This is a genomic window from Aeromonas bestiarum, assembly GCF_000819745.1.
Lineage (GTDB): Bacteria > Pseudomonadota > Gammaproteobacteria > Enterobacterales > Aeromonadaceae > Aeromonas > Aeromonas bestiarum.
On the sequence record NZ_CDDA01000007.1, the window covers coordinates 18,419 to 33,324 of the forward strand.

Here is a 14,906-nt window from a genome sequence, read left to right on the forward strand (position 1 = left end):
CGGGTAGACTAAATGCACCACGTTGGTGCATTACTGGTGTATAGCACCGTTTTAGGGAGAAACCTGTGCCAACCCGCCCGGATCAAGCCAAGATACTGCTCGATAACTTGCTGACCGCCGTCATCCTGATGGATGAGCGGCTCTGCATCCAGTTCGTCAACCCGGCGGCCGAACAACTGCTCTCCCTCAGCCAGCGCCGGCTCATCGGGATCGAGCTGCCCCATCTGCTGGAACACATCTCCCTCGATCTGCAACGCCTCAAGCAGTGCCTCACCTCGGGGCAGGGCTTCACCGACAGCGAAGTGACCCTGGTGGTGGAAGGAGAACCCAGACTGGTGGAGATGAGCGTGAGCCCGCTCGCCGACCATGAACAACGCTTGATGGTGGTGGAGCTGCGCAAGATCGATCAGCAGAAGAAGATCAGCCAGGAGCTGCAACAACATGCCCAGCAGCAGGCGGCCAAGGAATTGGTGCGTGGTCTGGCCCACGAGATCAAGAACCCGCTGGGCGGCCTGCGCGGCGCGGCCCAACTGTTGCAAAAAGAGCTGCCGGATCCGGCCTTGCGTGAATACACCGGCATCATCATAGAGCAGGCCGACCGGCTGCGAGTGCTGGTCGATCGCCTGCTCGGCCCACAACGCCCGGGTCGTCACCAGATGCACAATGTCCACTCAGTGCTGGAACAGGTGCGCCGCCTGGTGGAGCTGGAGCTACCGCCGACGGTCCGCATAGAGCGGGATTACGATCCCAGCATTCCGGAATTCGAGATGGAGCCGGATCAGCTGCAGCAGGCGTTTCTCAACATAGTGCGCAACGCCGCCGAGGCCATAGGCGAGCAAACCGGGCTCATCCGCATCAAGACCCGCACCGCCTTCCAGATCACCATCCACGGCCAGCGCTACCGGCTGGCGGCCGAGATCAAGATCATCGACAACGGCCCCGGCATTCCCGATGCCATCCGCGATACCCTCTTCTACCCCATGATCACCGGCAAGGAGGGAGGCACCGGGCTCGGCCTCTCCATCGCCCAGAACCTGATCGATCAGCACAAGGGGCGCATCGACTGCATCAGCTGGCCAGGCCACACCGAATTCACCATCTTTCTACCGCTTCGCAAATAAGGGAACGTCATGACAGCAAAAGTGTGGATCGTCGATGACGACAGTTCTATCCGCTGGGTGCTGGAACGCACCCTCGGCAGCGAAGGCTTCGAGTGTGAGAGCTTCGCCGACGGCGAGGCCCTGCTGAGCTCGCTCGAGATGCGCTCGCCGGACGTTATCCTTTCCGATATCCGCATGCCTGGCATAGACGGCCTCAGCCTGCTGGAGCAGATCCACCGCCGCCAGGCCGATCTGCCCATCATCATAATGACGGCCCACTCGGATCTCGACAGCGCGGTCAACGCCTACCAGCGCGGCGCCTTCGAGTACCTGCCCAAGCCGTTCGACATCGACGAGGCCGTCACCCTGGTGCGCCGCGCCGAGAATCACCTGAAAGAGCAGCGCACCAAGCGCAAGTCTCGTCAGCAAGAAGCCACCGCCACACCCGAGATCATCGGCGAGGCGCCGGCGATGCAGGAAGTGTTCCGCGCCATAGGCCGGCTGTCGCGCTCCAGCATCTCTGTGCTGATCAACGGCCAGAGCGGCACCGGCAAGGAGCTGGTCGCCCACGCGCTGCACAAGCACAGTCCGCGCGCCCACAAGAACTTCATCGCCCTCAACATGGCGGCCATCCCGAAAGATCTCATCGAATCCGAGCTGTTTGGCCATGAGAAAGGGGCCTTCACCGGCGCCAACAACATACGTCACGGCCGCTTCGAGCAGGCCGACGGTGGCACCCTGTTTCTCGACGAAATAGGCGACATGCCGCTGGATGTGCAGACCCGCTTGCTACGGGTGCTGGCCGATGGCCAGTTCTACCGGGTCGGTGGCCATCAACCGGTGCAGGTGGACGTGCGGATCATCGCCGCCACCCACCAGAATCTGGAGAGGCGGGTCGCCGACGGCGAATTCCGGGAAGATCTGTTCCATCGCCTCAACGTCATCCGCATCCACATTCCGGCCCTCAAGGAGCGCCGTGAAGACATACCCCAGCTGGCCCAGCACTTTCTGCTGCGCGCCGCCAAGGAGCTGAACGTGGAGGCCAAGAGCCTGCATCCGGACACCCAGGCCTACATCAGCCGCCTGCCCTGGCCGGGCAACGTGCGCCAGCTGGAGAACGTCTGCCGCTGGCTGACCGTGATGGCCTCTGGCCAGGAGGTGCTGGTCGGGGATCTGCCCGCCGAGCTGCTGACCCCCATCACCAGCGCGGCCGAGCCGGGCCAGCCGGCCCTGACCGGTGGCTGGCAGCAGCAGTTGCAGGATTGGGTCGCCAGCAAGCTGGCGCTGGGGGAGACCGATATCCTGGCCGATGCCCTGCCCCAGTTCGAGCGGATCATGCTGGAGACGGCACTGGATCACACCCATGGCCATAAACAGGAGGCCGCCCGCCTGCTCGGCTGGGGTCGCAACACCCTGACTCGCAAGCTGAAGGAACTCGACCTCTCCTGAGTCCTCGGGAAAAACGATTCCCATCACGCCTTCGCAAATCACTGACCAATAAGACCCCGTTTGATTTCAAACGGGGTATCTTTTTTGAGAGCCCTGCCTAGAATGGCAGGCTTTCAAACCCGACTCGAAGAAGGCGTCACCATGATTGACAGATCTCTCCCCCTGACCGACCTGCACCGCCATCTGGACGGCAACATTCGTCCGCAGACCATCCTCGAGCTGGGACGTCAGCACAATATCCAGCTGCCCGCCGATGAACTGGAGGCGCTGCGCCCCCACGTGCAGATCGTCGAGAACGAGCCGAGTCTGGTCGCCTTCCTGAAGAAGCTGGACTGGGGCGTGGCCGTGCTGGCCGATTACGACGCCTGCCGCCGGGTCGCCTACGAAAACGTGGAAGATCTGCTGCGCGCCGGCATCGACTACGCCGAGCTGCGCTTCAGCCCGGCCTACATGGCCATGGCCCACAAGCTGCACCCGCAGGGCGTGGTGGAGGCCATCATAGACGGCGTGACTGCCGGCAGCCGCGATTTCGGCATCAAGACCAACCTGATCGGCATCATGAGCCGCACCTTCGGCACCGGGCAGTGCCGCATCGAACTGGAGGCCTGTCTGGCCCACCGCGACAAGCTGGTTGCCGTCGATCTGGCCGGCGACGAGCTGGGCTTCCCGGGCGAGCTGTTCACCGAGCACTTTCGCAAGGTGCGCGATGCGGGCATGCGCGTGACCGTGCACGCAGGTGAAGCCGCCGGCCCCGAGAGCATGTGGCAAGCCATCCGCGATCTGGGCGCCGAGCGTATCGGCCACGGCGTCAAGGCGATCCAGGATCCCCGTCTGATGGCCTATCTGGCGGAGCACCGCATCGGCATCGAATCCTGCCTCACCTCCAACCTCCAGACCACCACGGTGGCGAGCCTGACCGAGCATCCGATCCGCCAGTTCCTGGCCGCCGGCGTGCTGGCCTGTCTCAACACGGACGATCCTGCGGTCGAAGGCATAGACCTGCCCCACGAATACGAGGTGGCCGCCCCGGCCGCCGGTATGACGGCGAGCGAGAGCCGCACCGCCCAGCAAAACGGCCTGACCCTGGCCTTCCTGAGCGATGGCGAGAAAGCCGAGCTGAGTGCCCGCGCCGCCAGCCGCTGAGTCTTGAACCGCTTGCTTACTCCATAAAAAAACCGCCGAGAGGCGGTTTTTTTATCTTCAGCGCCGGGCTGCCGGTTCAGATCACCCGGGAGAACTGCTGCTGGCGCGCCTTGTTGCGCAGATAGACATCGAAACACATGCAGATGTTGCGAATGAGCAGCTGGCCGGTGGAGACCACCTCCAGTCCCTCTTCGGTCATGCGTACCAGACCGTCGTCGACAAAGGTCTGCAGCAGCTTGAGATCGTCGGCGAAGTACTCACTGAAGACCAGGCCATGAGCCTGTTCGACGGCGGCGAAGTTCAGGCTGAAGTCACAGATGAGGCGCTTGATCACCTCGCGGCGGATCAGGTCGTCCTGGTTGAGGGAGCACCCCTTCCACTGGGCATGGCCCAGCGTTTCTACCTGAGCGTAATAGGCCTTGAGCTCTTTCTGGTTCTGGGAATAGGCGTCGCCGATCATGCTGATGGAGGAGACCCCCAGCCCCAGCAGATCACAATCCCCCTGGGTGGTGTAGCCCTGGAAGTTGCGGTGCAGCTTGCCCTCGCGCTGGGCCACCGCCAGCTCGTCATCAGGCTTGGCGAAGTGATCCATGCCGATGAACTGATAACCCTGGCCGGTGAGGAAGGCGATGGTGTCCTGCAGCATGGCCAGCTTCTCCCGGGGGGCCGGCATATCTTCCTCTTTCAGCTTGTGCTGAGCGGCGAAACGGCTTGGCAGATGGGCATAGTTGAAGATGGAGAGGCGGGCCGGATCCGTCTTGAGCACCTCTTCCAGGGTGTGGTGGAAGCTGTTTCGATTCTGGTGCGGCAGGCCGTAGATGAGATCCAGGTTGGTGGAGCGAAAGCCCAATTCGCGAGCACGCTCCAGCATGGCGCGGATGAAGTCGTTATCCTGCTCGCGATTGACCGCGACCTGCACTGCCTTGTTGAAGTCCTGCACGCCGAGGCTGATGCGGTTGAACCCCACTTCACGCAGCACATCCAGCATGGTGAGCTCGATCTCCCGCGGATCCACTTCGATGCTGATCTCGCCTTCGTCCGCGAACTGGAAGTGCTCGCGCAACATGGCCATCAGCCGGCGGGTCTGGGCTTCGTCAAGATAGGTGGGCGTGCCGCCGCCCCAATGCAGCTGGGTCACCAGCCGATACTTGAACAGGGGGGCCTGGGCCTTGATCTCCTGCTCGAGATAGTCGAGGTACTGATCGGCCTTGTGCTGATGACGGGTGATCACCTTGTTGCAGCCGCAGTAGTAGCAGAGCTTGTGACAGAAAGGGATGTGCACGTAGAGAGACAGGTTGCGCGCCGGATACTGGCCTGCGGCGTGAACGAAGTCCGGATAGCCGAAGCGCTCGTTGAACTCCAGCGCGGTGGGATAGGAGGTGTAGCGCGGGCCGCTGTAGTTATATTTTTCGATCAGGGCCTGATCCCACACAATCTGTTCTGCTTGCACGCTTGCTTCCTCTTTTTTGTTATCGGCTCACCGGCTTAACTGAAAATCCTTCAGTTGGGCCACATCCTTGAGGATCTGCGCCTCCAGCTCGGCCTCATAGCCACTGCGTTCGAGATCCATCTTCATCACTTCATTGCGCTTGAGGGCCCGTCTCGCCTCATGAGTCGGCATCTCTTTCACCTTCTCATAGAGACTGTACAAACCCGGAAATTCACTGGCAAAGGCCCGACCGCCCTGAATCTGCAAGGCATCCAGCAAATTGGTCAGCCGGATGGCGCCTTCGGAATAATCGCACTGACCGTCCCGCACCGCATGGGCAATCACCCGTACGCTGTCGAGGATACGCTCATTGCGGGCCGCAACGGCCTGCATCTGCACATCACGCTGGCGCTTGAGACGGGCCAGCAGGGTACCGGCATACCAGGCCAGCCCCAGCAAAATCAGGCCGCCCAACAGGGCGGCCAGCATCCATCCACTCATCACTTTTTCTTCGGCTCAGGCTTGGGCTCTGGCTGATAGTCAACCTGGGTGAAGCGATCCCACAGCTCCTCTTCGGAGGCGGGCTGGCTCGGCTCGTCATAGCCGGCATCGTCGAAGGAGCCATCGTCGTCTTCGTCATCATCGTTGTCTATGATGCCAAGCTCATCCATCAGCTCCTGATAGCGATCGACACGCTGGTCAACCCAGGTCTGCTCGGCCGCTTCCAGGGTCTCGCCGGCATCGAGGCGATCCAGCAGATCGTTCAGGCGATCATCATTCTCGATGGCAGCCAGCTCCTGCTCGGGTGTCATCGCCAGCTTCTTCTCTTTCACCGGCTTGGGCGCAACCGGCTTGCCGCTCTTCTCTTCCACGATCAGCGCGATGGGCTTGCGGGAACCGATACGCGGATCCTTGGCCTGCTTGCCATTCTTGTTGCTGGACTGTTCTGCCTGCTGGCGGGAACCCGCCTTCAAGCCCTTACGCTTGGCGGCGCGCTTGCGCTCACGGCCTTCCAGGGCACTGGCATCTGATTCTTTGCGCTTACCGGTAGGCTTGCGGTTGGGTTGTTTAGCCGACATGAATGACTGACTCCGACAAATAACTGGATTGAAGCCGCACCCGGGATGAGACCATCCGGGGAGGATACTGACACGGGGGACAGTGGATCAGAAACAAGAGCGGGATCCTGCACCAACCCGACCATTTCTGGCCTCTGAACACCGCAGGATCGGTATCCTCTGGGCATGTTGCTGGTATTTTGACACAGAATGGCTAATCGGGTTAATGACCCAAAAGAAAAAAGGCAGCCGAAGCTGCCTCGATATGTTTATGCGAGTCCCATCCCTGGCTGTAAATCACCCTGTCCCTGGTGATACCTCTGCGCATCATATCTTTGTATATGGTCGTCCTGACCTTAATGGTCGTTCCTGAATGTGCGTGTGCTTGCTTGACCCATGGAGACGGCCTCCGGCTATCACTCTGGGGTGGTTGCATCCCGCAGCCCCGCTCTTCCTGAGCAGTCACCATCCTGGTATTTCAATCCCTTGCCTGTCACTTGCGTGGTCCTGTGGCATCCCGCCGCATAGACATCCTGTCTTCACAACATCCCGGTCGTGAATCGCCTCGTGGGCCATTCCATGTATCCACTGTATCAACTTAATAAAACGACTCAATCCACCAAGAACGTTTTCAAACGGATATAAATTGCTTATTGTCATTTAACATATTGAAATTAATGAATTACTAAAAATTTTTTGAAACATGTTTAAGCCCTGGCCAGGCCAATGAATGGGGGATCTCTTACAACAATGCGAGAAAAAATTGGCCAAATGGAGTTAAAGGCCAAAAAGAAACGAGGAGCCGGTGGCTCCTCGTTAATATCAATGGGGTACATCATAATGCGTTTTCAGTGCAAACCGGCCACGTATTTGGACAAGGCTTCTATATCCTGATCGGTCAGCTTCTTGGCAACGTCCCGCATCATGCTGTTCGGGTCGTTCTCACGGGCAGCCGCACGAAACGCGGTGAGCTGGGCCTTGATATAAGCAGGATGCTGGCCGGACAGGCTCGGATATTTGGCCTGCTCGACACCCGAGCCCCGCGGACCGTGACAAGCGGTACAAGCAGCCAGACCACGGCTCATGTCACCACCCATATAGAGCGCTTTACCCGCTGCTACAGCGTCATCAGGCACCGCAATCGGTGTTACCTTCTGGCTGGAGAAGTAGGCAGCAAGGTCTTCCATGTCCTGATCGGACAGGGGAAGCGCCATAGGCCCCATGATGGGCGCAACTCGACCAATTTGGCCAGAAGCTGCAGCCTTCAGTTCAACTAATTGCTTTTTGATATATGATGCGTGCTGACCAGCAATCTTGGGATACATATCGACAAGGCTGTTTCCGTCCGGTCCATGACAAGCCGCACACACGGCAGCCTTGGATTGTCCCGCAGCGGCATCGCCCTTGGCTTGTGCCATCCCCGTTACGCCAACCATCAGAGCAAGAGTAATGACTAGGTTCTTCATGGCGTTCCAACTTCTCGTTATTAGGCTTCCAGATCCCATGCCGCTGAAGGCATGTTAAAATAAACGCGTTTAAGCGACGCCATTTTACACGATTTCACAAAAAAGTAACTCTATAACCCTCTATCTCTATGGGGAATTTACGTTGGATACACAAACTCTGAATTTCAATAAGGTGCATTTTGTGACCAGCGCACCCGACATCCGTCACCTGCCAAATGATGGGGGTGTCGAGATTGCGTTTGCCGGCCGTTCCAATGCCGGTAAGTCATCTGCATTGAACACCTTAACCAAGCACAAGAACCTGGCTCGCACCAGTAAAACCCCGGGTCGCACCCAGCTGATCAACCTGTTTGAACTGGAACCGGGCAAGCGTCTGGTCGATCTGCCGGGCTATGGTTATGCACAAGTACCGCTGGAAATGAAGCTCAAGTGGCAAAAGTCACTGGCAGAATACCTGCAGCGTCGTGAGTCATTGAAAGGCCTGGTGATCCTGATGGACATCCGTCACCCGCTCAAAGATACCGACATGAACATGCTGGAGTGGAGCTCCCACCGTGAACTGCCGGTCATGCTGCTGCTGACCAAGGCGGACAAACTGAGCCCGGGTCCCCGCAACAATCAGGTCATCAAGGTTCGTCAGGCCATTGCCGACCTGGGCCCTCAGATCCAGGTAGAAGCCTTCTCCTCCCTCAACAATATCGGGGTGGAAAAACTGGCCCAGACTCTGTCTGGCTGGTATCTGGCCGGGGCGGACGAGATCGCCGAAGGTGATGCGCAAGAGCAGATCGAGGAATAATGCATTCCTCCATCATACTGCTATCCCCTCCTTGCAATTGGCGGAGTTGACCCTCCGCTGATTGAAAGACTTTCAGTTTGATGACGTCCCGCCAACCCTAGATACCCGCCTATACTCTTCCTCAAGAAAATTTGATAAAAGCCTTTTTTAACAATGGGATGAAAAGTTAATTACCATTCTAAATTAACTTTTTATCCCCATGGCAACGTTTTCAGATTTCTGCCATCGAATTGAAGGCACATCACTCAATAAGTACGGAAATGAAATTTTATTACATAGAGGTGGCGGGGAGGGACAAAAATGAGGCCGGTACCACTGGTGCAGTATCGGCCTGAAACAATCAGTTCAAAAATTGGGAAGAAGCTAAATCTTGAGAACAAAGACAACTGGTTTTCCTCAAGAAGCCCCTTCATTCTAACAAATATCTGGCCACATTAAAGCATTTACTCTAAACGCCGCACATAAAAAAACACCCCGACGAATACTCATCGGGGCTGCTATTCAGCCACATTCAATTACGTGAAATAAAAGGTCTGAAAGATAGAACATCTTACCTCTGTACCCTACGTTGCTAACTGTATAGCAAAGCAGCAGAAAGTGAAAGTAATTTATGTAATTTAGTTTCATGAAAGATGAATTACATAAAACACTTTATTTTTCATGTAGATAAAAAAATCCCCAGTACGAATACCGGGGAGTTATAAAGGTGACTAGCTAGCACTTCCTCAACTATCTAGTTAGTCAGCGGCATTCCACACAAGTTCCGCTGCTTTGAGAAAAAACTAAGAAAACTTAGAGATATATTGCACCATCTTCCGCAAACTCTTGTTCTTCAATGAGTTTCTCTGCCACATCTTCGATATCGAAGCGCACACTCTCGAAGGCGCGCAGTATGTCCTCCTCCCTGACGAGGGAAAGACCAGTCATCTTTTCCAGGCGCCGGCGACTGATGTAACAATCGACCAGAGCCCCTCTCTGCTGGGCCGGGAAATGGATCCGCTGTTCATGCGCCTGCCAGTCCGCCAGCTCGGGAAACAGTATGCCTTGGTTCATAGGGTCCCCAGATTTCGTTTCAGTTCTCTCAATACCTGTTTAGTCCCTGGCCGGATTCCGCGCCACACGGTAAAGGCCTCCGCCGCCTGCTCGACCAGCATGCCCAGCCCATCCATGATCTGGCGGGCTCCCTGTTGTCTGGCCCAGCCGATGAAAGGGGTATCCGAGGCACCATACATCATGTCGTAGATGGCAATATCGGCGTGGATCAGCGCAGGGGCGAGGGGCGGCAGCTCTCCTTGCAGGCTGGCAGAGGTGGAATTGATGATGAGATCGAACACCCCCTCCAGCAGCTCATAGCGCTGGGCCGTGACAGCCCCCAGATCGTGAAACTCGGCCGCCAGTTGCTCCACCTTGGCGTGGGTGCGGTTGGCAATCACCAGTTCGGCCGGATGCTCGGCCAGCAAGGGCGCCAGGGCACCACGGGCAGCCCCTCCGGCGCCCAGCAGCAGGATCCGACCGCCCGTCAGGGTCACGCCGTGGGCCTTGAGATCCGCCACCAGACCGGCACCATCGGTATTGTCCCCCAGCAGTACGCCGTCGTCGGTCAGCTTGATGGTATTGACCGCCCCAGCCCGCTTGGCCCTCGGGCTCAACCTGTCGACCAGCGCGAAGGCCTGCTCCTTGAAAGGGACCGTGACATTGCACCCCTTGCCCCCTTGTGCGAAGAAGGCGCGCAGGGTCGTGGCAAACTCATCGATGGCGGGTTCGGCCAGACCATATTCCAGCTCTTGCTGGGTCTGCCTGGCAAACAGGGTGTGGATAAAGGGGGATTTGCTGTGGCGCACCGGGTGGCCAAAAACCAGATAACGATCCATCAAGGAGTTCCATCAGAGGGCAATATTCCGATTTAACGGGTTTTCTCGCGCGGGAACAAGCCGAATATCGGCCAGTAAAAAGGGGCCATGATGGCCCCTCTGGTCACAGCCACTCTCGTGGCGTGAGGTAGTCAGTGTAGAGCAAGGCCTCCGGACTGCCCGCTTCCGGCTGCCAGTCATACTCCCAGCGGGCCAGTGGTGGCATAGACATCAGGATCGACTCGGTACGTCCGCCGGTCTGCAGGCCGAACAGGGTTCCCCTGTCATACACCAGATTGAACTCCACATAGCGACCACGACGATAGAGCTGGAACTCCCGCTCCCGCTCGCCATAGGGCTGAGCCTTGCGCCGTTCGACAATCGGCAGGTAGGCATCGAGATAGCCCTTGCCGACCGCCTGCATGAAGGCAAAACAATCCGCAAACGGCCAACGATTCAGGTCATCGAAGAAGAGGCCACCCACCCCGCGCGTCTCGTTGCGATGCTTGAGGAAGAAGTAGCGATCGCACCAGGACTTGAACTCGGGGTAGACCTGCTCGCCAAAGGGTTGGCAGAGGTCGTGCGATACCCGGTGCCAGTGCTGCACATCCTCGGCAAACGGATAAAACGGGGTCAGGTCGAAACCACCGCCGAACCACCAGATGGGCGCTTCGCCCTCTTTCTCGGCGATGAAGAAACGGACGTTGGCGTGGCTGGTCGGCACATGGGGATTGTGCGGGTGGATCACCAGCGACACCCCCATGGCCTCGAACTTGCGACCCGCCAGCTCGGGCCTGTGGGCCGTCGCCGAGGCAGGCATGGCATCGCCATAGACGTGAGAGAAGTTGACGCCTCCCTGTTCGATCACGGCGCCATGGCGCAACACTCGGGTACGACCACCGCCGCCACCCTCGCGGCACCAGGCATCTTCCACAAAGTGCCCGGCACCATCGGCCTGCTCCAGGCCACGGCAGATCTCGTCCTGCAACTGCAACAGGAAGGCCTTGACCTGGGCCACGTCCGGTTTGCTCATCTTGTCTCCAGTCAGGCAGGATCTTGAACGCCCTGTCCATTTTATTGTGATGTCACACCCAGGGCTCAAGGCCCATGTGCATTGCGGTAAAAAAGGGTCAGCCCGCCCCACTCAGGAGGGGCGAATGATGGCGCCGGTTCTGGCGTCCTTGATCTCGGAAGGATTGGCCTGGCCCCCGACCTCGCCGGGCAGGACATAGGCCAGCTGGCTTGCCAGCACCTCACCGATCTCGGCTAGCCGACGGGCAGGCTCCTCGCCGGTCAGGTTGGCACTGGTGGAGACCAGTGGCTTGCCGAAGGCGCGGCACAGGGCCTGCACCTGAGGATGGGCCGTCACTCGCACAGCCAGGGTGTCGAACTGACCGGTCAGCCAGGTCGGCGTCGCGGCTCGAGCGGGCATGATCCAGGTGAAGGGGCCGGGCCAGCTGGCCTCGACCCGGGCCAGCTGCTCGGCGCTGAGCTGGCTCACATCGATATATTCCTGCAGTTGCGCCAGATCGGCGGCGATCAGGATCAAGCCTTTCTCCACCGGACGCTGCTTGATGGCCAGCAGACGCTGCACCGCCAATTCTGAGTCGGGATCACAACCCAGACCAAACACGGCCTCGGTGGCATAGGCGATCACCCCTTCACTGTGGAGGGCGGCAACCGCTTGTTCAAATTCGTTGGGCATAGAAAAAATGCGGCAGCCAGGCTGCCGCCTCATCACTTATTTGGATTGAACCTGTTAGAGCGACAACCGCCGTTACACATCCGTGCGTCCTGTTATAAAGCGCGAACATGTCCGGCTGGTTGCCGCTTTATCACTTACTTGAGCAGTTGAGCCTGCAGGGCGGCATCCTTGGCCATCACCTCTTCGGCATTCTTCTGACGTTCGGCACGTACCTTGGCCGCCAGCTCATCATTTCCGACCGCCAGCATCTGAGCCGCCAGATAGCCCGCGTTCTTGGCGCCGGCCTTGCCGATCGCCACGGTTGCTACTGGCACACCGCCCGGCATCTGCACGGTAGAGAGCAGCGCATCCAGTCCCTTGAGCGGGCCGCCATCGATGGGCACCCCGATCACGGGACGGGTGGTGATGCCGGCAACGGCACCGGCCAGGTGAGCCGCCAAACCGGCAGCACAGATAAAGACCTTGCAGCCACGGGCCTCGGCATCGGTCACATACTGATGAGTCGCAGCCGGGGTGCGGTGCGCAGAGGTAACCTTGACCTCCACTGTGATATCAAACGACTTGAGGACTTCAAGGGTAGATTGCATCACGGGAAAATCAGAATCAGAGCCCATCAATACGGCAACAAAGGGTTTATTCATGGTGGGAATTTCCTTACTCCAAGTGGGGGGTTGAAGTTCGCCGAAAACGTTTCAATTTGGTTACGGCGGCGGGATTATACCTGCTCACTTTGATGGCCGCATTTCTTTTGCGGGCAGATCCACCTCAGATTTCCCCTCACTTTCTTCTCTACCATGATGCCCCAGCCACATTCGGGACAAGGCATGGGGATCGGCTTGTCGTTAACCACATATTTACAATGGGGATACCCATCGCAGGAGTAAAACTGCTTGCCATAGCGGGAGGTGCGACTCACCAGATGACCCTTGCCACACTCGGGACAGAGGATCTGGGTATCGTCGCTTTCCTGCAGGGATTCGATGTGCTGGCAGGCCGGATACTGGGTACAACCCACAAACAGACCGTAACGCCCCTTCTTGATTGCCAGCGGCTGGCCGCAATCCGGGCAAGCCGAACCTTCGAGCACTTTCTCGATGTCGCGGCCGGATGGCGTCAGGGAACGGATATAGTCACAGGAGGGATAGGCGGAGCAGCCCAGAAAGGGGCCATGCTTGCCCTGTCGGATCACCAGCTCGGCACCACACTGCGGACACGGCTCTCGCTCGAACGCCTGTTCGTGGGCAGAAAAGAGATGATGATCGATTTTTGACATGGGCTGCGCCTTGAAATCCAGATGGCCTGAATTCTACCAGCGCGGCACCGGACTGTCAGTGAATGACGCCGTCTGACTCATCAAACACCAGCTCTTCCATCTGCTGGTAGGCATTTTCACTGCCCGGTACGTTGAACAGCACCATCATGACGACCCACTTCAAATCGTCCAGCTCGATATCCGGCTTGTCCAGCTCGAGCAGACGCTCGATGCAGATCTCGCGGGTTTCGGCATTCAGTACCTGAGCCTGTTCCAGGAACAGCAGGAAGCCACGGCATTCGGTGCTGAGGCGAGCCAGCTCTTGCGGGGCATAGATACGCATCGAGCCTTGCGCGCTGGCGGTGACGTACACCTCCCGCTCGCTATCGTGCAGGTTGGCCAGTCGCTCCAGCCAGTCGAGCGCCTTCTCGATCTCGTCTTTATCGAAACCGGCCCGACTCAGCTCGTCGGTGAGTTCATCCTGCTCGACCATTACATCTGCATCGCTGTGGATGTAGGTCTCGAAAAGGTACATCAATACATCAAACATGATTCGCCCTCCTCGCTCTGACGTATCCACCGGCTACCGCCATCACTGCACCGGAAAGCTCCAGCTCTACCAACCTGCCCAATGCCACTTCGACAGGAAGCTGGGCCCGTTCGGCGACGGTATCCACGCTCGTGGTCTCATAATCTACGTTATCCAACAAATCGGCATAAGGCAATTCGCTATTATGCCGTTGCTCAGGCAATCCATCCGGTTTCCGTGCCAGGCTGACCAATCCGGGAAGCTCTTCCACTATATCGGCCGCGCTCAATACAAGTTTGGCCCCCTGCTGGATTAATTTGTTGCAGCCCAGCGCCTGCACATTCTGCGGCGCACCGGGAACGGCAAATACCTCACGCCCCTGCTCCAGCGCGTAGCGGGCCGTGATGAGTGAGCCACTCTGTTCGGCCGCCTCCACCACCAGGGTTCCGAGCGCCAGTCCGCTGATGATGCGATTGCGACGAGGGAAATGTTCGGCGAGCGGCCCCTTGTCCGGCGCCAGCTCGGAGATGAGCACACCCGCGTTCTCCAGGATCTGGCCAGCCAGCCCCTGATGACGCTTGGGGTAGAGGCAGTCGAGGCCGGAGCCCAGCACGGCGAGCGTGATACCACCAGTCGCCAGGGTCTGCTGATGACAGACACCATCGATACCGAGCGCGAGTCCCGAGGTGATCGCCAGACCATACGCCACCAGTTCCGTACACAGGCGCGCGGCATTGTCCTTGCCGGCATAGGTGGGGTGGCGCGTACCGACCATCGCCAGCTGTGGAACAGACAAGGCGGCAAGATTGCCACGACAGTAGAGCAGCAAGGGGGCGGCGGGGATCTCTTTCAACAGGTCAGGATAGGCGGGATCATCGGGGCAGAGCAGGTGATTGCCAGGCTCGGTGGCCCAGCTCAGCCCCTGCTCAACCGAAGGTAGTGGCCATCTTAGCTGCCGGATCTGGGCCGAGTGCAGACCAAGCGCCCGCAAACGACCATCATCACTCTCAAACAGGGCGGCGATATCGCCACCGAAGTGGGCAAGCAGACGGGCGGCGGTGACGGGGCCGATACCGGTGACGGCATCCAGCGTCAGCCACAGCGAGACCCGCCCGAGTGGAGGTGGCAC

17 protein-coding genes are annotated in these 14,906 nt (G+C 58.6%); 4 read left to right on the forward strand and 13 right to left on the reverse strand.

Features of this window, described 5'->3' with window-relative positions; genetic code table 11:
* The first annotated feature begins 65 nt into the window (after positions 1-65).
* From glnL to add, 3 genes are all read left to right on the forward strand, one after another.
* A complete protein-coding gene (gene glnL, locus BN1118_RS03310) occupies positions 66-1,121 on the forward strand; it encodes a nitrogen regulation protein NR(II) (RefSeq protein ID WP_043554573.1) in 1,056 nt (351 codons plus the stop codon).
* A gap of 9 nt (positions 1,122-1,130) precedes the next feature.
* Positions 1,131-2,549 carry a nitrogen regulation protein NR(I) gene (gene glnG / locus BN1118_RS03315; protein ID WP_043136458.1) on the forward strand — a complete coding sequence of 473 codons (1,419 nt, stop codon included), beginning with the start codon at positions 1,131-1,133 and terminating at the stop codon, positions 2,547-2,549.
* Positions 2,550-2,690: 141 nt separating this feature from the next.
* A complete protein-coding gene (gene add, locus BN1118_RS03320) occupies positions 2,691-3,692 on the forward strand; it encodes an adenosine deaminase (protein WP_043554574.1) in 1,002 nt (333 codons plus the stop codon).
* A 76-nt stretch (positions 3,693-3,768) separates the two neighbouring features.
* Here add and hemN read toward each other — a convergent pair whose 3' ends face one another.
* The 4 genes from hemN to BN1118_RS03345 form a co-directional block, all read right to left on the reverse strand.
* Positions 3,769-5,142, reverse strand: coding sequence for an oxygen-independent coproporphyrinogen III oxidase (gene hemN, locus BN1118_RS03325; RefSeq protein WP_043554575.1), 1,374 nt, complete (start codon positions 5,140-5,142; stop codon positions 3,769-3,771).
* A 27-nt stretch (positions 5,143-5,169) separates the two neighbouring features.
* Positions 5,170-5,610 (reverse strand): DUF2489 domain-containing protein, encoded by a 441-nt coding sequence (locus BN1118_RS03330; RefSeq protein WP_043554576.1) that lies wholly within the window; start codon positions 5,608-5,610, stop codon positions 5,170-5,172.
* Positions 5,611-5,621: 11 nt separating this feature from the next.
* A complete protein-coding gene (gene yihI / locus BN1118_RS03335) occupies positions 5,622-6,200 on the reverse strand; it encodes a Der GTPase-activating protein YihI (protein ID WP_043554577.1) in 579 nt (192 codons plus the stop codon).
* An 827-nt stretch (positions 6,201-7,027) separates the two neighbouring features.
* Positions 7,028-7,645, reverse strand: coding sequence for a c-type cytochrome (locus BN1118_RS03345; protein ID WP_043136470.1), 618 nt, complete (start codon positions 7,643-7,645; stop codon positions 7,028-7,030).
* A 142-nt stretch (positions 7,646-7,787) separates the two neighbouring features.
* Here BN1118_RS03345 and yihA point away from each other — a divergent pair, with 142 nt between their 5' ends.
* Positions 7,788-8,441, forward strand: a complete 654-nt coding sequence (gene yihA / locus BN1118_RS03350) for a ribosome biogenesis GTP-binding protein YihA/YsxC (RefSeq protein ID WP_043554578.1) — start codon at positions 7,788-7,790, stop codon at positions 8,439-8,441.
* Positions 8,442-8,942: 501 nt separating this feature from the next.
* Here the strand turns inward: yihA and spfP are convergent.
* The 9 genes from spfP to dprA form a co-directional block, all read right to left on the reverse strand.
* Complete coding sequence (gene spfP, locus BN1118_RS22500) at positions 8,943-9,068, reverse strand: small protein SpfP (RefSeq protein ID WP_462934466.1); 126 nt, start codon at positions 9,066-9,068, stop codon at positions 8,943-8,945.
* Between the two features lie 165 nt (positions 9,069-9,233).
* A complete protein-coding gene (locus BN1118_RS03355) occupies positions 9,234-9,494 on the reverse strand; it encodes a DUF1488 family protein (protein ID WP_043136474.1) in 261 nt (86 codons plus the stop codon).
* A complete protein-coding gene (gene aroE / locus BN1118_RS03360; protein ID WP_043554579.1) occupies positions 9,491-10,312 on the reverse strand; it encodes a shikimate dehydrogenase in 822 nt (273 codons plus the stop codon). Before aroE ends, BN1118_RS03355 begins: the two co-directional genes overlap by 4 nt.
* Positions 10,313-10,415: 103 nt before the next feature.
* Positions 10,416-11,324, reverse strand: a complete 909-nt coding sequence (gene hemF / locus BN1118_RS03365) for an oxygen-dependent coproporphyrinogen oxidase (RefSeq protein ID WP_043554580.1) — start codon at positions 11,322-11,324, stop codon at positions 10,416-10,418.
* A gap of 111 nt (positions 11,325-11,435) precedes the next feature.
* On the reverse strand, positions 11,436-11,996 hold the full coding sequence (tsaC, locus tag BN1118_RS03370) for an L-threonylcarbamoyladenylate synthase type 1 TsaC (protein WP_043554581.1): 561 nt from the start codon (positions 11,994-11,996) through the stop codon (positions 11,436-11,438).
* Between the two features lie 134 nt (positions 11,997-12,130).
* Entirely contained in the window at positions 12,131-12,637 is a 507-nt protein-coding gene (gene purE / locus BN1118_RS03375) for a 5-(carboxyamino)imidazole ribonucleotide mutase (protein ID WP_043136483.1), read from the reverse strand.
* A 74-nt stretch (positions 12,638-12,711) separates the two neighbouring features.
* Positions 12,712-13,269, reverse strand: a complete 558-nt coding sequence (locus BN1118_RS03380; protein ID WP_043554582.1) for a DNA topoisomerase family protein — start codon at positions 13,267-13,269, stop codon at positions 12,712-12,714.
* Positions 13,270-13,324: 55 nt separating this feature from the next.
* Entirely contained in the window at positions 13,325-13,798 is a 474-nt protein-coding gene (locus BN1118_RS03385; protein ID WP_043136489.1) for a DUF494 family protein, read from the reverse strand.
* The gene (dprA, locus tag BN1118_RS03390) at positions 13,791-14,906 is read right to left on the reverse strand and encodes a DNA-processing protein DprA (protein ID WP_043554583.1); all 1,116 of its coding nucleotides are present in this window, start codon (positions 14,904-14,906) and stop codon (positions 13,791-13,793) included. The genes BN1118_RS03385 and dprA overlap by 8 nt, the downstream gene beginning before the upstream one ends.